We start from the raw sequence: 16,896 nt of genomic DNA on the forward strand, positions 1-16,896 counted from the left end.
TGCTGCTGGTTGGCACGACTCATCAGTATCAACCGCTGTCTTTCGGCTCGGTATCCGGCTTGTTATTACCTGTATTATCGGGCTTATGGGCAAAGGTATTAGCTAAAGACCGAATGACAGGTAATTGTCGTTCAAACTGGCGGCAGCCGTTACACATTACTGTGTGCATCGCTAACGACATACGCTCGAATTTGCTCAAGGGGCGATCTTGTCCTTCGGACATCAGCCGAGTGGCCTTATGACAGCTCAACATGGACAGTCTCCTTGCTGTTGCCATTTGTTTTCCAAACATTCTCGCAAGCGTAATCGGGCTCGATAGAGCAGCACATTGAGATTGCTGACCGTTAAATCCAGCTCCAGGCAGATTTCGCGGCTTTCCAGCCCGATAAACTCGCGCATCATAAAAGTACGTCCCTGATTGGGGGGCAGTTTGTCCAGGCACAATTCAAACAACGCCCAGAATTCGTCGTCTTGCTTGCTGTGTTCCGGTGCGCTCCATTCCACGGGGCGTTCCACTTTGTGCCACATGCCAAACCGATTAAACAACTGCTCTTCCATATCGTTGCTGTCGTCGGCACCCAGGCTGGTGAGTGTCACCAGGCGCTGGTTTTTACGGATCACATCCACAATTTTGTGTTTGAGAATGGCAAACACCCAATTTTTGTAGGCAGCGCGCCCCGTAAAGCTGTCTGCATATTTAAAGGCACCCAATAATGCTTCCTGTACCGCATCTTCTGCCAATTGAGCATCCTTTAACTGCAGTGTGGCAAAGCGCAGCATTTGCCGACGTAGCTCCGTAGATAACAAGGGGTCTGCAATATTCTCATTAAGGTCCATCATGACTCTTGTTTGGTTGCTATTGATAATTAGAGTATATGTTGCCTGGCCTCTGCGCACCTATTCAGGACTCTAATGTTACCAATGTTGTGTTTTGTGCTGCGTTTGTGTTGTTATGGTTGGTCGTCATCAAGGCCGTTTTTATTACAAAGCGTATGGTTTTATTAATGTTGTCTGCCAGGCAGGGGCTTTGCTTGCCAGGGGAGCCAGAGTCAGGGAGTGGTTATGAGTCAATATCGAATATTCAATCATGATGACGCCATCGCTTACGTGCGCCAGGCAGCCCAGCTTGATTCGGCTGTGGTCCTGCAGGGTGAGGAAATAGGAGATGGCAATCTTAATCAGGTGTTCAAGGTGTGGCAGCCTGGTCAGGCAAAGGGATTTATTGTTAAACAGGCGCTGCCCTATATTCGCTGCATTGGCGAGTCTTGGCCCTTGACCCGCGACCGGGCGCGCATAGAAGCCGAAATACTGCTGTATCACGGCCAGCACTGCCCCGAGTATACGGTGGCGGTGCTGCATCATGATGCGGAGTTGTCGACGATACTGCTGGAAGATTTGTCGGATCTTCAAGTATGGCGCCAGGCGCTGCTTAACGGCCAGCACGTAGCCGGGGTTTCGGAAAAGCTCGGGGTATATCTGGCGCAGGTGCATGTGCACAGCAGTGATTTTCAGCTGGATTATCACGCGCAACGAACGGCGCAGCTGCGATTTGCCAACCCAGAGTTAATGGCGATCAGCGAAGCCGTATATTTTGTCGACCCCTTTTGTGATCACGAGCGTAACAATGTGGCTCCCGAAATTCGCCTCGAGGCCGAGCAGCTTTGGGCCGACCAGGCGTTGAAAACTCGCGTGGCCCGACTCAAGCACGACTTTCGTTGCAAGGGGCAGGCCTTGCTGCATGGCGACTTGCATACCGGATCCGTCATGGTGGGGGCGGGCAAGCTCAAGGTGATAGATGCCGAATTTGGCGGCTATGGTCCCATGGGCTTTGATCTGGGGGTCATTATTGCCCATTTATTGCTTAACTTTTGTGCTCAGCCGGCTTCGCGCCAACAGCCCCAGCGTATTAAGGACGTTCAGGCCCTGTGGCGCAGTTATAAAATACAGTTTTTTCAGCAGGCCAGTCAGGGAGCGGATTCCAGTCTGGCAGAGCCCGAGGTTATCGGCGCCTTCTTGCGTCAGGTATGGCAAGACGCCCTGGGGTATGCGGGCTGCGAAATGATACGCCGCACCATAGGTGTGGCCCATGTGGCGGATATCGATACTATTGCCGACCCCATTCAAAAAGCCGCCAGCCAACGCCAGGCGCTGGCATTGGGGCGTACGCTCATCATGAACGCCGACCAACTCAACGACGCCCAGCTGGAACATACAGCTTTAAACATAGCATTGAAAGAAAGCTTTAAGCCGTAAGCGGTCAGCCATCAGAAAAAGCCAAACACCCTCCTGCTAACGCAGGACCGGCAGCTAAAGCGCCGGATTACAGAAATGGGCTGACGCTGTACGCCGTAGGTTAAAGACAAACATCGTCAATTTTGACTTGCAACGTACGGCTTAAGGCTGCCGGAAGAGTTTATTATTACCTATAAAATGTATTTCAGATGTAATCTCTATTTTTCCGTGGGTTCTGTGGATTCCGTGGCGAAATGGTTTTGATCTGTACCTGACCGCTTCCAGCTTTCGGCTTATCGCTTTTTTTTACAGCTGGTAAGGCGAGACGCTGGTGCCTTGCAGTGAATAGGCGGCGTCGCCCATTTCGTGGCTGGCGCCTGAGGTGTGTAAAGTGCCGGTGACCCACACCGCATCCCATAAGTCGTCGACCTTGGCGCCGGCCGGGTATTCCACATACACAATCTGGTTGGTGGGTGGTGGCGGCACATGAATACAGGCGCCAAAGTAGGGCACCAGCAAAAAGGCGGTAATCTGCTGGCTGTCTCCTTCCAGCGGCACCACAAAGCCGGGCAAGCGCACCTTTTTTCCGTTCAGGCTGGGTACCACCTTGCCGATAGGTTGGGCAGGAATGGCAAACTCATCCTCATGATCCACCCCGGGAAAAGGCGGTGGATTCAGCTGTTCTGCCAGCGGGATCAAGTCGTCCCACTCCAACAGGGTGTATTCGTCGGCCCGGGCAGGGGACGCGACCAACATCAGCGCGGCCAGCGCCATGGCAATATAATGTAACATCAGTGGTTGATACTCATTCCATCGTGCAGTGAATAAAAATAGGCCCGGGCGGCAGGCAGCAAGCCGATCAGGGTGCCCGCCAGCAGGGTCAAGCCCATCAGCCGCCATTCACCTGACTGGGGCAGCGCAGGATACAACAACAAGCCATAGTGTGCCTGCAACCAGGGAGCCAGCAACTGCAAGGTACCATATAACAGAGCCAGCCCAAGCAGAATACCCAGCCCCGTCAGTAGCAGCGACTCCAGCGCCAACAAGCCAAACAAGTGCCGAGGTCCGGCGCCCAAAGAACGTAAAATAGCCAGTTCGCGTCGCCGTGCCGACAGGCCGGCCAGCAAGGTGGTCAGCATGCCTAACAGGCCCGCCACCACCACCAGCAGGGCGATAAAGGCAATGGCTTTTTCGGCGATACTCAGCAAACTCCACAGCTCGTGCAAGGCCGACCCCGGTAAAATGGCCGACAGCGGCTCGGTGCGATACCCATTGATGGCGCGCTGCAGGCCAAACACCTGCACCTTGTTGTGCATGCCCACCAAAAAAGCGGTAATCGACTGGGGCGTCAAGTCGTGATCGCGGACCTGTTCATGGGACAGTTGTTGGGTTTTACGCCCGCTTTGCCAGCCAAGGTGAATGGCCTCCAGACCATCGAGCCGCACATGCACGGTTTTATCTACCGGGGTGCCGGTGGGCGCTAAAATACCAACCAAGGTAAAGGGCAGGTCGTCGTGCAGGCTGAACGAGGTATTGCCCGCGCCGTGGGCAATAATCAGCGAGTCATTGAGTTGATAGCCCAATGCGCGCGCCACTTCGGCGCCTATCACGGCTTCAAAGGTGTCGTTAAAGGCCCGCCCATCGGCCAGCTGCAGCGGTTGCTGGTGGCCATAGGCGTAATGCCTGAAATAGTCCTGATTGGTGCCCAGCACCCGAAAGCCCTGATGAGAGTCGCCCAGGGCAATGGGAATGGTCCAGGCTATGCCCTGGTGCTGTTTAATGCGCTGATAGCTTTGCCAGCTGATGTTGTTGGTAGGATTGCCGAGGCGAAACACCGAATAGAGCAGCAGGTTGATCTGGCCGGTGCGTGCGCCCACAATCAAATCGGTTCCCGATAAGGTACGGGCAAAGCTGTCTTTCAGCTCCAGGCGTATTTTTTCAACGCCCAGCAGCAGCAGTACACTGATCGCAATGGCTGCCAGGGTCAAACCGGCGGTCAGGCGCCGCGCCCACAGGCTTTTTAACGCCAGTATCAACATAGTGAAGCCTCGTTAACATCAGACAAGGACACCACGCGGGTAAAGAGGGGCTCCAGGGTCGCGTCGTGGCTTACAAAGATCAGGCTGCTGTGCTGGCGTCGGCATTCATTAAACAACAAGGTCATAAAAGCCGCGCGGTTATCTGCATCCAGTGCCGAAGTGGGCTCGTCGGCAATCACCAGCTCCGGGCGTCCCATCAAGGCGCGTGCCGCCGCCACCCTTTGCTGTTGGCCAATACTCAGCCGGTGCACGGGTTGCAACCACAGTTCGGGCGCCAGTTGTAATTCACCGAGCAAACGCCTGGCTTCTTCCTCTGCGGGCAGGATGAGCCGCCGGCGCTTGTGGCGGGAAAAAATCAGCGCCGAGGTCACATTTTCCAGTACCGATAAAAAGGGCAATAAGTTGAATTGCTGAAAAATGTAGCCAATATGATCGGCTCTGAACTGGTCTCGCGCTCGGCCCGACATACGGGCCAAGTCATGGCCCAACAGGCACAGCTGACCCTGATTGGCACTCTGAATACCGGCCAGCAAGCCCAGCAGAGTACTTTTGCCGCTGCCACTGGGACCCTTGATAAACACCGACTCACCGGCGGCCAGTTCAAAGTGGGGGATCTGTAGCAAAGCAGCCTGGCCGGGCCAGGCAAACGCGAGATCGCGAATGGACACTAGGCGGGTCATGAGTAATTTACCAGCTCGCTGTTGGTTGTTCGGGGGTCAGGGTGGCGGCAATTTGTCCCGAATGCACTATGCCTTGCAGCTCTATGTTATTAAAACTGGTGAACTGCTCGAACAGTCGAGTGCTTAGCTGGGTGAGTGCCTGTGGCTGCTGACATTGGTAACGATATTGTACCAATATGTCGTTGTGGCCATGCTCTGTGTGTTGCTCTTCATCATGTTCATGTTCATGTTCATGTTCATGTTCATGTTCATGTTCATGTTTATGTTCATCGTCGTGATGATGCTCACCTTGGTGTTCATCTTCGGCCTCATGCAATGCGTCTTCATCCTGCTCGAGCAACTGGCTGGCTATCAACTGGCAGTCTGCTGCCCTGGGTAAGGTAAAGAGCAGCTCGGCATCTTTAATACGAGCCAGTGCTTCGTGGTATTGAGTACGCTGCTCGGCATTGTTGGGCTGGTGTTCGAAGCCAACAATATCTGCCGCCGGCGCAAATAATTCCAACATCAGCTGTTGCTGATCCTGAGCCAGACTCAAGCGACCAAAGCCATGTTGATGCACACCGGGCAGCGTTTGTGCCAATGCTCCAAGGGGCAGCAAGGGGAGGATGAACAGGAAGGGCTTAACAGACATAACAGACTCCATTTGAATTTGTTATGTTATAACGTCTTTTTTTGGGTCTGTAAAGAAGCAAACACAGCGATAAGCCATAAGCTGCCAGAGATTAGATAAAGACAAGCCTGCTCTGTGTCGCGTTACGCCTTACATCATACGCTGTACGAAATAATACGCCGCTTTTAGGTTTTATCTTATTGCTCCTTTTTGTGGATTCCGTGGCCGAAATAGCGCTTGGATTTATCTTTTCTCTTTAACTGACAGCTTGCGGCTTAAAGCGTACGGCTCCTCGAAGGGCGCTGCTGTCTTCATAAATTCGATAAAGGCTTGCTCGGCACGGGATAGCGGGCGGTTGTTGGGCCAGGCCAGACATAAATCCAGAAAATAGGGTTCGGCAAACGAGACGGCAAACAAATCGGGGTCGTCTTTGATCACCATGCGCAAAAAAGTGGTAATGGCAAACCCCTGACGTACCACTGCCTTTAACAACGGAATTAAATTACTCTCGAAACCTATGTGTGGCACCAGGCCACTTTCTTTGGCCATGGCATCTATATATTCACGATGAAAAAAACCGTGCCGAAATACCGCCAGCTCTTCGGTCAAAAAGGCGTCCATGGTGATAAAGGGCTGCCCGCGGACTGGGTGATCTTCATTAACCACCGCCACCATTTCTTCGCGCAATAATGGCAACCCGCTAAGCTCGGGAGGTAAAGAGGCGGTCAGTACAATCCCCAATCCCAGTTGCCCCTGACACAACTTGGCCAATACATCCTGTGTGCCGGCTTCTTCAACCCGAATCGACAGTCCCGGATATTGATGTTTAAAGGCCATGAGCAGAGGCGGAAAGTAAAATGAACCCAGCATACTGGGAATGCCGATACACACCTCACCATTACTGAGGTCTTGCAGGGCCGCCATGTCTTGCTCCGCCAGCGTCAGTGCATCAAGAATCCGCTCGGCATGTTGATACAGTCGCAGGCCTTCTGCCGTCAGGTGCAAGCGTCCCTGATGGCGATCAAACAAACTAATGCCCAACTGTTGCTCAAGCTTTTTAATGGTCATGGTGACGGCGGGCTGGGCCAGATGCAGCCGCTTGGCGGCGCGGGTGATGTTTCCCTCGCGCGCGACCGCGGCAAACTGGCGCAGCCATTTGGTTTCAAGCATAACGTCTTCTTATTGTTTTGATATTATTTATATATTTCATTTATACGCAGGCGCACGCTAAGGTCAAGGTCATTATCGAGGAGCCTTCATGATAGAGCTGAAAACCGCACTCTGGTGGCGTGCAACCCTGGCGTTGGGGTTGGGTTCCATGCTGGTGTTCATCAATTTGTATATTGCCCAGCCATTATTGCCGCTGCTGGCACAAGACTTTGAGGTGTCGGCGCTGTCGGCAAGCTGGGTGTTGTCTGTTTCTACTCTGGGGCTGGCCGTCGGCCTGCTGTTTTGGGCGAGAGTGGCGGATCAACTGGGGCGCAAGCCGGTGATGATGGGCTGCTTGCTGGCGGCCTTGTTATTGGGAATACTTATCTCCCAGCTGAGCAATTTTTATGGTGTCTTGCTGGCTCGTGGGCTGCAGGGCTTCTTTTTGGCGGGATTACCTGCCACGGCCGTCGCCTACATGGGAGAGGAGTTTACCCCCAAGGCGTTGGTGACCAGTATAGGCATTTACATTGCCGCCAATTCACTGGGCGGCATCGGGGGGCGAGTGCTCGGCGGCCTGTTGGCAGAGTGGGGAGGCGGTTGGCAAATCAGTTTTATGGTGTTGGCGGCGGTTAGCTTGTTGCTATGGTTGCCGTTATTGAAGTGGCTGCCGGCCTCGCGATATTTTGTGCCGACGAGCAAAGGCCAGGGGGGCGCTGCGTTATTAAGCCATATTAACAATCCGCTGCTCTGGCCTATTTATCTGGTGGGCGGGCTCAATTTCATGGTGTTTTTAAACCAGTACACCTATGTGGCGTTTTATTTATCGGCACCGCCCATTCATATGGCGCCCGCCGCTCTGGGCTTATTGTTCTTGACCTATTTGACCGGTACGGTTGCATCGGGTGCCAGCGGCTGGTTGATCAATCGTTTTGGTTTGTGCCAGACCCTGTTAGCGGCAATTGCCATTATGGCTATCGGCAATCTGGGGTTACTTAGCAGCCGGTTACCGGTTATTTTGCTTGCGCTATTCATCGACAGCTTTGCCTTCTTTTTGGCTCATGCCTGCGCCAGTAGCTGGGTAGGGCGTAGCGTACAGCAACATAGAGCCCTGGCGTCATCGCTTTACCTGGTGTTTTACTATCTGGGTGCCAGCCTGGGTGGCTTGTACCTGTATCCGTTTTGGGAGCGTGCCGGGCTGCCCGGTGTTGCCCTGGGCATGTGGCTGGTACTGCTGATGACCGCAGCGTTAAGCGTACGCCTACTGCGTAAGGAACGTGCGCGCGTCACCACAAAAAGCGAGCAGCTAAGCAGCTAAGCAGCTAACGGTTTACCCCGCACTCTGACTTTTATGAAAAGTAATCATCGGGCACGGCATTGACCTGATGACAGGCAATTTCGCGGGCTATGGTGTCGGCCAGGCTGTGGCAATGAAACTTAATTTGATACGGCGATAATGCCAGGGTAAGTTCCGGTGCCGGGCCATGTAACGCCGTGCGGTTAAAAGGCACCCGGGAATACTCGTTCAGTAGCTGTTGCAGGTTGGGTACCACTATTTCACCGTGTTCCAGACCATGGAAATGCTGTTTACCCGCTTTTGGGGCGGCCAGTTCGACGCAGGGAATGGGGCCAAAAGGGCTTGCCAGCGGCTGGAACAACTTGAAGGTAATAATGGGTCGGTTGCCGATCATGCCTTCCACCAGAACGTCGCCAAACTGAGTCAGTGCGGTGCGCAATGCCAGGTATTCAGCATTATCAAGGGCACGATAACAAAGGTGATCCATGGGGCCCAGAACCAGCGGCAGGCCATGATCCAGCATGCCTTGTTCCAGCTCTCGTAAAAAATGACCTGTGTTGCCAAGTACGTCTTCCAGTGTGGCCATGGTCGCTACCATTTCCGCTTTGGTTCAAACAGCAAATCGAGTTCAGACTTTTCTTTTTCCTTCTCGCGAACCTGTTGCTCTTGTTGTTCTTTTTTCTGGGTGGTGGTCAGTTCATTCAACCGTTGCTGCAAATTGCTTTCCATGCCCTTTAACTGCTCGTCTTTATCGGGGATTTTCTCCAGTACGGCCAGCCCTTTTGTCAGCATCTGTCGCGCCATATTAACGTCTTGATTGCTTAACGAGATGCGTGCGCGTTTGGCCAGATTAGCCAGGTTGACCTTTAACCGCATCAGCTCCAGACGACGGTCTTCAATCACAAACGTCTGATTTCCCACCTTGCCTTTATTATGCTCTATACGCAGCACGGAGCGCAGTCGCTTGATCACTTGCAGCATATGAATGGCTTGCTGATCCGAGTCGGGAGACTTGAGCGCGGTTTGCTCCAATTGATCGTTTTCTTTTATTTGCTGTATTTGCTGCTCGATATTGATGCGTCGGTTTTTTATCTGCGCATTGCCGGGATCTTGTTGCTGCATGGTTTGCAGGCTGTACAAAATGCGGTTGTACAGGGTTACCACCAATGCCTTGCTGAAAGGCAGCTGGCTGGCGTTGAGCAGGAGCTCGTCGGTCTCGTTAATGATATTTTTATGCTTGAGCAGTAAGGTGCGCTTTTCTGCTTCCTGCTTTTGCCAGTATTGTTGCAAGATATTGTAGATGATAACCAGAAAAAGCAGGGCGCCTATGGCTACGAGGATCAGGGTCAACGTCATATATCGGCGGCTCGGTTAGGGTGGAAAGTAAAAAGAAATGTTACCCCAGTCCTGGGGCTTTGGCTAACTTACATCTCTAAATGATAGTGTGCTGATTATTTTGTAATCAATCAACATATAACTTATAGTTATTAACGACTGAAAATGAGGATAAATTTATAAGGTCTGATAATATTTAGTTATAACGCCGCCACCAATCTAAATGTGAGATGTCATGAAACTGCAGCAGTTACGCTATATCGTTGAAGTTGCCAATCATAACCTGAATGTATCCGCCACCGCCGAGAGTCTGTACACCTCGCAACCGGGGATCAGCAAGCAAGTGCGGATGCTGGAAGATGAGCTGGGGATCCAGGTATTTGAGCGTAGTGGCAAGCATCTGACTCGGATAACGCCAGCGGGAAAAGACATTATTCGTATTTCCAGCGAGATCCTGGGCAAGGTGGAAAGCATTAAGGCGGTGGCGAGCCAGCATACACACCCGGATCAGGGCTCGTTGAATATTTCTACAACCCATACCCAGGCGCGTTACGCCTTGCCGGGCGTCATCAAAGGCTTTATAAACCGTTATCCCAAGGTGTCGCTGCACATGCATCAGGGCACACCGGTGCAAATCAGCGAGTCGGTCGCCAAGGGCACCTCGGATTTTGCCATTGCCACCGAAGCCATGCACTTGTATCAGGATTTGATCATGCTGCCCTGCTATCACTGGAACCGATGTATTCTGGTACCCAAAGGCCATCCTCTGGCCGACATAGAAAAACCGGACATAGCCGATATTGCGCACTATTCGCTGGTGACCTACGTGTTTGGTTTTACGGGGCGTTCCGAGCTGGACATTGCCTTCAACAAGGCCGGATTCGAGCCCAAGGTGGTGTTTACTGCCACCGATGCCGACGTGATTAAAACCTACGTGCGTTTGGGAATTGGCATTGGTGTGTTGGCCAGCATGGCTGTCGATCCCGAGCGAGACACCGATCTGGTCGCAATAGACGCCAGCCACCTGTTTGCGTCCAGCACCACTAAAATAGGCTTTCGCAAAGGCACCTTTTTACGCAGTTATATGTATGACTTTATGGAGCGTTTTGCCCCGCACCTGACGCGTGAACGAGTCGATAAAGCCATCGCCCTGAAAACCGCAGAAGAACGCGACCAGCTGTTTGAAGATGTGGAATTGCCATCGCGGTAAAACAAAGCTGATCGCTTACGGCTGGCAGCTGTGTGTTATTCCCCCAGTCCTTTACCGGCGTCGTCTTTGGCGATCAGCTCAATTTTGTAGCCGTCCGGATCTTCGACAAACGCAATGACAGTGCTGCCGCCTTTAACCGGGCCTGGCTCGCGAATCACCTTGCCGCCGGCGTCGCGAATCTGCTCGCACATGGCATAGATATCGTCGGCTTCAATGGCAATGTGACCATAGGCTGTGCCCTGATCGTATTGAGTGGTGTCCCAGTTGTAAGTGAGCTCCAGCACGGCTTCGTCTTCTTCTTTGCCGTAGCCGACAAAGGCCAGGGTGTATTCATACTCTTCATTTTCGCTGGTGCGCAGCAGTTTCATGCCCATTACATCGGTATAAAAGGCAACGGATTTCTTCAAATCGCCTACTCGTAACATGGTGTGCAGTATACGCATTCATTGATCTCCCAGAGTGAGGATAAGAGGCAGGCATGATTTGCCTGGGGGCTTTTTTACGTGTTTTGATTGTATCAGAAAGCTGGGCGGTTGGCCGATGGGGACTCCCTTGCAACTTATAATTTTCTTTCAGGTAGCGACAACTTTGGTCTGAATGATTTTTATTACTATGGTTATTTAATAAAAAGGCGGCTACGCTTTTTAAGCCATCAGAGCCAAGAGGGAATAACCCTTATAGGAATCAATCTGGTTCCTGGCTGGTATATTATCTGACTTTTTACTCAGTAGTCTGCGGAGGACAATATGAATTGGGACATCGTAGAAGGTAACTGGAAACAATTTAAAGGTAAGGTGCAGACCCAATGGGGCAAGTTGACCGATGATCAGCTTGATGAAGTGAACGGCAGACGACAAGAGCTTGCCGGTAAGATCCAAGAGGTTTATGGCGTTAACAAAGACGAAGCAGAAAAACAGATTAAAGAGTTCGAAGACCGAAACCGGGATTTATAATTCAATAGCCTCTTACTCAGAGTAGTCTGGGGAATGGGGCCGCAGTACGTTTCAAGCCGTACGCAATAAAAAACACCCCCTTCGCTGCAAGGCACGGGGGTGTTTTTGTTGGTGCGAACACCGCAGTACGCGTTACGTTACACGCCTTAAGTTAAGTCAGCTTACAGTATAAGGTTGCATCTATATTTCGGTTTTGTCTTTAAATTCACACAAATCTTCTATGATGCAGGAGCCACAGCGGGGCTTGCGGGCGATGCAGGTGTAGCGGCCGTGCAGAATAAACCAATGATGTACGTCCAGCTTGAATTCGGCCGGCACCCATTTTAACAGCCGTTGTTCTACTTCATCCACGGTTTTGCCCTTGGCAAATGCGGTGCGGTTGGCGACCCGGAAAATATGGGTATCCACGGCAATGGTCGGCCAGCCGAAGGCGGTATTGAGCACCACGTTGGCGGTTTTACGACCCACACCGGGCAAGGCTTCCAGCGCGGCGCGGTTTTCTGGCACTTCGCCACCGTGCAACTCCATCAGCATGGTACAGGTTTTAATGACATTGACCGCCTTGGTGTTAAACAGGCCGATGGTTTTTATGTGCTGTTTTACGCCCTCTACGCCCAGTGCCAGCATGGCCGCAGGGGTAGGGCCGTCGGTAAACAGGCCTATGGTGGCCTTGTTGACGCTTACATCGGTCGCCTGAGCCGATAGCAACACCGCAATCAGTAATTCAAACGGATTGCGAAAATTCAGCTCGGTGGTGGGCTGTGGGTTGTCGGCCCGCAAACGTTCCAGGATCTGTCGCCGTTTTTGCATATTCATAGTGACGTTACCCGTGCCCGGGTGACTTCGGCCTTTGGAGCCGGAGCCTGACGGGCAGCCAATCGACCGTCCAGCCAGTTTTTGGCCGCCACCATCAGGCCCAAACCGATAAAGGCACCCGGTGGCAGAATCGCCAGTAAAAAGCCGTTGTCCAGGTGCAGCACATCGATGCGCAGACTGCTGGCCCACTCGCCCAGCAACAACTCGGCGCCATCAAACAAGGTGCCCTGGCCCAACAATTCCCGCAGTCCGCCCAGCACCAGTAGTACGGCGGTAAAGCCCAGTCCCATCATCAAACCGTCCAGTGCGGCCAGGGGCGCACTGTTTTTAGAGGCAAAAGCTTCGGCACGGCCGATGATCACGCAGTTAGTCACAATCAATGGAATGAAAATGCCCAACGATTGATAAAGCCCATAGGTGTAGGCGTTCATCAGTAACTGCACGCAGGTCACCAGGCTGGCAATAATCATCACGTAAATGGGAATACGCACCTCGTTGGGTACCCATTGGCGCACCAGCGAGACACAGACGTTGGAGCCCACCAATACCAGCAGGGTGGCGATTCCCAACCCCATGGCATTGGTCACGGTACTGGTGACTGCCAGCACCGGGCACAAGCCCAATATTTGCACCAGGGCCGGGTTGTTGCGCCATAAGCCCTGGCGAATAATGTCTTTATATTGTTCATTCATAACGAGGCTCCACAGGCTGGGGCTTGGGTCAGTAACTGCGGTTGTTGGTTAACCAGCAGCAACACCTTGCGCACGGCTTTTACCACGGCTCTGGGGGTAATGGTGGCACCGGTAAAGGCATCAAACTGTCCGCCATCGCTGCGTACGGCCCAGCGCATATCGTTTTCTCCGGCCAACGATTTGCCGTTAAAGTTCAGCACCCAGGGCGATTTTTTAAGCTCTATTTTGTCGCCAAGCCCGGGAGTTTCGTTGTGATTCAATACCCGCACGCCGCTCAAGGTGCCGTCGGCATCTAGGCCCACCACCAGTTTTATTTCCCCACTGTAGCCATCGGGGGCAATGGTCTCTATGGCATAGCCTTGAATCTGACCATTTTTAACCGCAGTAAATACCGGCAGGGCGTCGCTGCTGCCCAAAAACTGCTTGTTGCCGAGCATAACGCAGTGATCGAACAAGGGCTCGTCGTGGCTGCTTTGCGGTAATAGTTCATCAAGTACCCGCAGCAACTGAGCTTGCTCTTGTTCAACAATGGTGTGGCGAGTCAGTTGATGAGTCAACGCCACCACAGCGGTACAGGCCAGGGCGAACAGTGCCAGGGTGAGGGCATTCTTGCGCATCATTTCCAGCATCAGCGGGCGGCTCCATAGGTAGAGGGTTTGGTCAGCGCATCTATCATGGGCACCGTCATGTTGGCCAGCAATACCGCAAAGGCGATGGCATCGGGATAGCCACCAAAGGTACGAATAAGATAAATCAGCAAGCCGATCAGCACACCGTAAATCAGCCTGCCCTTAAAGGTAGTGGCCGCCGACACGGGATCGGTGGCAATAAAGAAAGCCCCCAGCATGGTAGCGCCGGACAACAGGTGCAGGGTCGGCCCTATGGTACTGTCGGGTGCCATTAAAAAGCCGATCAGGCTAAACAGCAGCAAGCTGGCGAGAATGGCTACAGGAATGGGCCAGCTGATCAATTTGAGACGCAACATGATCAGGCCACCGGCCAAATAGGCCAGATTTACCCATTGCCAGCCAATGCCAGCCAGGCCCGCAAACACAGGGGTGGTGATAATTTCACTGTGGGTATGACCCTGGGTAAAGCCGGTTTTCAGGGTGTCGAGGGGGGTGGCCATGGTGGTGCCATCGGCCAGTTCACGCAGTTGATGAGGGCTGAAACCGTCCAGGGTAAAGCCGGTGAAAATGGCCGACACACTGTCGGCAAAGGTAACCGGATACAGCTGTAATTCAAGCGGAGGCAACCAGCTGGTCATATGTAGCGGAAACGACACCAGCAAGAGTACATAGGCCACCATGGCGGGATTAAACAGGTTTTGCCCTATGCCACCATAAAGATGTTTGGCGACAATAATGGCAAAGGCGGTGCCGATGACCACCAGCCACCAGGGAGCCAGAGCCGGCAAGGCAATACCAATGAGGAGGGCGGTAAGTAACGCCGAGTTGTCCTTCAGCTGGCTCAAGCGCCGGCCACGCAAGCGTAATACCAGGGCTTCTGCGCCATAGGCAGTGAGCACGGCAAGAGCAATCTGAATCAGGCTGCCGGCGCCAAAAAACCACCATTGGGCGGCAATGCCGGGGATCAGGCAATAGCAGACCCGCCGCATCAGCGTCGGGGTGTCCAGCGGAGTGCTGTCGTGGGGTGAACTGCTGATGGTTAACGCCATTATGACTCGTCTTCTCTGTCTGATGGTTTATCTTGGGCCGATTGTTGTGCCTTGCGCGCCTTGGCTTTGGCCACCGCCGCTTTAATGGCGGCCTTTTTTGCGGCAGCCGCATCCGCATCGGCCGTCTCTGCAGGCGTTGCGTCTGTCGTCGGAGTTTCGGTGGCAGGGGCGGATGGTGGTTCGTTCGCCTCGGCCTGTTGCGCCGCCTTGCGGGCTTTGGCTCGCGCGACGGCAGCCTTCACCGCGGCTTGTTTATCATCTGTTGCGGTGGTCGTTTCTGGCACAGACTCAGCATTTTCAGTAGCACCGGACGAAGCATTCGCGTCTGCCTGTTGCGCCGCCTTGCGGGCCTTGGCTCGCGCGACGGCGGCCTTCACCGCGGCTTGTTTATCATCTGCTGCTGCGGTGGTCGTTTCGGGCACAGACTCGGCATTTGCAGTGGCTTCAGTAGAGCCATTGGCTTCGGCCTGTTGCGCCGCTTTGCGGGCCTTGGCACGCGCGACGGCCGCGGCAACCGCCGATGATTTATCATTGCCGGGCGTGGCGTGTTGCTCGCTTGCGCTGTCGCTGGACGAGCTTCCCTGTTCCGCCTGTTTCAACTCGCGATTACGCCGTGCTTCTTCTTTGCGGGCGGCGCGGGCGGCAGCCATATCTTCGCCACTCGTCTCTTGCTGGCGAGCTTTAACCCGGGCAAGGGCGGCCGCCACCGGATCTTCACCGGTTTTGGCGGTTTGTTCGGCCATGCGCGCTTTACGCTCGGCGGCGGCTTTGGCCTGTCTGGCCTGGCGCTCTTCTTTCTCCCGGGCCAGCCGTTCCTGACGAGCTTCAAAGCGTTGTTTGGCGCGCTCTGCCAGCTCGGCTTCACGCTCGGCATGGCGAATATCAGCCTTGGCGACCCGGTAATATTGCACCAGGGGAATGTTGCTGGGGCACACATAGGCACAGGCACCGCATTCTATACAGTCGAACAGGTTGTGGCTCTGCAGCTTGTCGTGTTCGTCACTGCGGGCGTACCAGTATAACTGCTGGGGCAACAGGCTGGCGGGGCAGGCATCGGCACACTGACTACAGCGAATGCAGGCCATTTCTTCGGCCGGAGGCGACAATTCGGCGTATTTGGGCGCAAGAATACAGTTGCTGCCCTTGATGATGGGGGCAGAGGCGGAGTGCAGGGTAAAGCCCATCATGGGGCCGCCCATGATCACCCGTTGCTCCCGCTCAGCCTTAAGACCATAGCGTTGTAATAAATAGCGTACCGGTGTGCCAATGTGTACCCAGGCGTTACCGGGCTTGTCAAATGCCTCGCCCGCCAGGGTGACCACGCGGCGGATAAGCGGTTCGTCATCGATAATGGCGTTTTTAACGGCAAAGGCGGTGCCCACGTTTTGCACCACTATGCCCAGATTGGCCGGCAGCCCTTTGCTGGGCACCTGCAAGCCGGTCAGCACTTCAATTAGCTGCTTTTCACCGCCCGACGGGTACTTGGTGGGCACGGCAACAATCAGCACATTGTCGTCTTTGTTGGCGGCTCTGAGAGCCGCCAGCGCTTCGGGCTTGTTGTCTTCTACCGCTAAAATGGTGTGCTCGGGCTTCACAATGTGGCGCAGAATATCAATGCCCTGCAAGATGTCCTGCGGATGCTCGCGCATCAGCCGGTCGTCGGCACTGATATAGGGTTCGCATTCCACACCATTGATGATCAGTGTCTTGATGGCCGGCTTGCGGGGCGTCAACTTAACATGAGCCGGAAAACCCGCGCCGCCCAGGCCGGTAATACCTGCCTGATGAATGCGATTCAGCAAGACATCGGCGTCCAGTAAATGATAGTCGGCCACCGGAAACCGCTGCCGCCACTCTTGTTTACCGTCGGGTGTCAGCACAATGCACAGCCCTTCCAGCCCGGAAGGATGGCACAAGGGCCGATTTTCAATGGCGCTGATGATGCCCGAGGTAGGAGCATGCACCGGAATCATCATGGGATTCAGCGGCTCGGTCAGCAGCTGGCCCGTTAAAACCCGCTCGCCTACGGCCACTTTAAGTCGGGCCGGTTGGCCGATGTGCTGGCGCACCTGCAGAATCAGCTCATTGGGCAACCCGGCCTCACTGATCGGCGTGAGGTTCGCGGGGGCCTTGCGCTCGGGTGGATGAATGCCACCATGAAAATGGTGCAGTTTGCCTGCTTTAAGGCTCTCTAGCAGCGTCATT

19 protein-coding genes are annotated in these 16,896 nt (G+C 53.9%); 4 read left to right on the forward strand and 15 right to left on the reverse strand.

Annotated features, from left to right (window positions below):
• Positions 1-28: 28 nt before the first annotated feature.
• Both IEW52_RS13050 and IEW52_RS13055 read right to left on the reverse strand, forming a co-directional pair.
• Positions 29-253, reverse strand: coding sequence for an anti-sigma factor family protein (locus IEW52_RS13050; protein ID WP_188630519.1), 225 nt, complete (start codon positions 251-253; stop codon positions 29-31).
• Entirely contained in the window at positions 247-840 is a 594-nt protein-coding gene (locus IEW52_RS13055) for a sigma-70 family RNA polymerase sigma factor (RefSeq protein ID WP_188630520.1), read from the reverse strand. The genes IEW52_RS13050 and IEW52_RS13055 overlap by 7 nt, the downstream gene beginning before the upstream one ends.
• Positions 841-1,062: 222 nt before the next feature.
• Here IEW52_RS13055 and mtnK point away from each other — a divergent pair, with 222 nt between their 5' ends.
• The gene (gene mtnK, locus IEW52_RS13060) at positions 1,063-2,253 is read left to right on the forward strand and encodes an S-methyl-5-thioribose kinase (RefSeq protein ID WP_188630521.1); all 1,191 of its coding nucleotides are present in this window, start codon (positions 1,063-1,065) and stop codon (positions 2,251-2,253) included.
• A 285-nt stretch (positions 2,254-2,538) separates the two neighbouring features.
• On the opposite strand, the gene IEW52_RS13065 is transcribed toward mtnK, so the two are convergent.
• The 5 genes from IEW52_RS13065 to IEW52_RS13085 all read right to left on the reverse strand — a co-directional run bounded on the left by IEW52_RS13065 (position 2,539) and on the right by IEW52_RS13085 (position 6,731).
• The gene (locus tag IEW52_RS13065) at positions 2,539-3,024 is read right to left on the reverse strand and encodes a DUF3299 domain-containing protein (protein WP_188630522.1); all 486 of its coding nucleotides are present in this window, start codon (positions 3,022-3,024) and stop codon (positions 2,539-2,541) included.
• On the reverse strand, positions 3,024-4,271 hold the full coding sequence (locus IEW52_RS13070) for an ABC transporter permease (RefSeq protein WP_188630523.1): 1,248 nt from the start codon (positions 4,269-4,271) through the stop codon (positions 3,024-3,026). Before IEW52_RS13070 ends, IEW52_RS13065 begins: the two co-directional genes overlap by 1 nt.
• The gene (locus tag IEW52_RS13075; protein ID WP_188630524.1) at positions 4,265-4,951 is read right to left on the reverse strand and encodes an ABC transporter ATP-binding protein; all 687 of its coding nucleotides are present in this window, start codon (positions 4,949-4,951) and stop codon (positions 4,265-4,267) included. Before IEW52_RS13075 ends, IEW52_RS13070 begins: the two co-directional genes overlap by 7 nt.
• A 7-nt stretch (positions 4,952-4,958) precedes the next feature.
• Positions 4,959-5,582, reverse strand: coding sequence for a DUF2796 domain-containing protein (locus IEW52_RS13080; protein WP_188630525.1), 624 nt, complete (start codon positions 5,580-5,582; stop codon positions 4,959-4,961).
• A gap of 222 nt (positions 5,583-5,804) precedes the next feature.
• Entirely contained in the window at positions 5,805-6,731 is a 927-nt protein-coding gene (locus IEW52_RS13085) for a LysR family transcriptional regulator (RefSeq protein ID WP_188630526.1), read from the reverse strand.
• 88 nt (positions 6,732-6,819) lie between these two features.
• Between IEW52_RS13085 and IEW52_RS13090 the strand changes: the two genes are divergently transcribed.
• Positions 6,820-8,028, forward strand: a complete 1,209-nt coding sequence (locus IEW52_RS13090) for an MFS transporter (RefSeq protein ID WP_188630527.1) — start codon at positions 6,820-6,822, stop codon at positions 8,026-8,028.
• A 31-nt stretch (positions 8,029-8,059) separates the two neighbouring features.
• On the opposite strand, the gene IEW52_RS13095 is transcribed toward IEW52_RS13090, so the two are convergent.
• Entirely contained in the window at positions 8,060-8,593 is a 534-nt protein-coding gene (locus tag IEW52_RS13095) for a VOC family protein (protein ID WP_188630528.1), read from the reverse strand.
• Between the two features lie 5 nt (positions 8,594-8,598).
• Entirely contained in the window at positions 8,599-9,363 is a 765-nt protein-coding gene (locus tag IEW52_RS13100; protein WP_188630529.1) for a DNA repair ATPase, read from the reverse strand.
• A 214-nt stretch (positions 9,364-9,577) separates the two neighbouring features.
• On the opposite strand from IEW52_RS13100, the gene cysB reads away from it, so the two are divergent.
• A complete protein-coding gene (gene cysB / locus IEW52_RS13105; protein ID WP_188630530.1) occupies positions 9,578-10,552 on the forward strand; it encodes an HTH-type transcriptional regulator CysB in 975 nt (324 codons plus the stop codon).
• A gap of 35 nt (positions 10,553-10,587) precedes the next feature.
• On the opposite strand, the gene gloA is transcribed toward cysB, so the two are convergent.
• The gene (gloA, locus tag IEW52_RS13110) at positions 10,588-10,995 is read right to left on the reverse strand and encodes a lactoylglutathione lyase (protein WP_188630531.1); all 408 of its coding nucleotides are present in this window, start codon (positions 10,993-10,995) and stop codon (positions 10,588-10,590) included.
• Positions 10,996-11,298: 303 nt separating this feature from the next.
• On the opposite strand from gloA, the gene IEW52_RS13115 reads away from it, so the two are divergent.
• Complete coding sequence (locus tag IEW52_RS13115; RefSeq protein ID WP_188630532.1) at positions 11,299-11,505, forward strand: CsbD family protein; 207 nt, start codon at positions 11,299-11,301, stop codon at positions 11,503-11,505.
• A 180-nt stretch (positions 11,506-11,685) separates the two neighbouring features.
• Here the strand turns inward: IEW52_RS13115 and nth are convergent, their stop codons facing one another.
• The 5 genes from nth to rsxC are packed head-to-tail and all read right to left on the reverse strand — an operon-like array spanning position 11,686 to position 16,895.
• Positions 11,686-12,321, reverse strand: a complete 636-nt coding sequence (nth, locus tag IEW52_RS13120; protein ID WP_188630533.1) for an endonuclease III — start codon at positions 12,319-12,321, stop codon at positions 11,686-11,688.
• Positions 12,318-13,013: an electron transport complex subunit E gene (locus IEW52_RS13125; protein WP_188630534.1), complete on the reverse strand. Its 696-nt coding sequence runs from the start codon at positions 13,011-13,013 to the stop codon at positions 12,318-12,320. Before IEW52_RS13125 ends, nth begins: the two co-directional genes overlap by 4 nt.
• Positions 13,010-13,642: an electron transport complex subunit RsxG gene (rsxG, locus tag IEW52_RS13130; protein ID WP_188630535.1), complete on the reverse strand. Its 633-nt coding sequence runs from the start codon at positions 13,640-13,642 to the stop codon at positions 13,010-13,012. The genes IEW52_RS13125 and rsxG overlap by 4 nt, the downstream gene beginning before the upstream one ends.
• Positions 13,642-14,691: an electron transport complex subunit RsxD gene (rsxD, locus tag IEW52_RS13135; protein WP_188630536.1), complete on the reverse strand. Its 1,050-nt coding sequence runs from the start codon at positions 14,689-14,691 to the stop codon at positions 13,642-13,644. The genes rsxG and rsxD overlap by 1 nt, the downstream gene beginning before the upstream one ends.
• Positions 14,691-16,895 carry an electron transport complex subunit RsxC gene (gene rsxC / locus IEW52_RS13140; protein WP_188630537.1) on the reverse strand — a complete coding sequence of 735 codons (2,205 nt, stop codon included), beginning with the start codon at positions 16,893-16,895 and terminating at the stop codon, positions 14,691-14,693. The genes rsxD and rsxC overlap by 1 nt, the downstream gene beginning before the upstream one ends.
• Position 16,896 lies beyond the last annotated feature (1 nt).

It is taken from the genome of Oceanisphaera marina (genome assembly GCF_014643915.1).
In the GTDB taxonomy this organism is placed as follows: domain Bacteria; phylum Pseudomonadota; class Gammaproteobacteria; order Enterobacterales; family Aeromonadaceae; genus Oceanimonas; species Oceanimonas marina.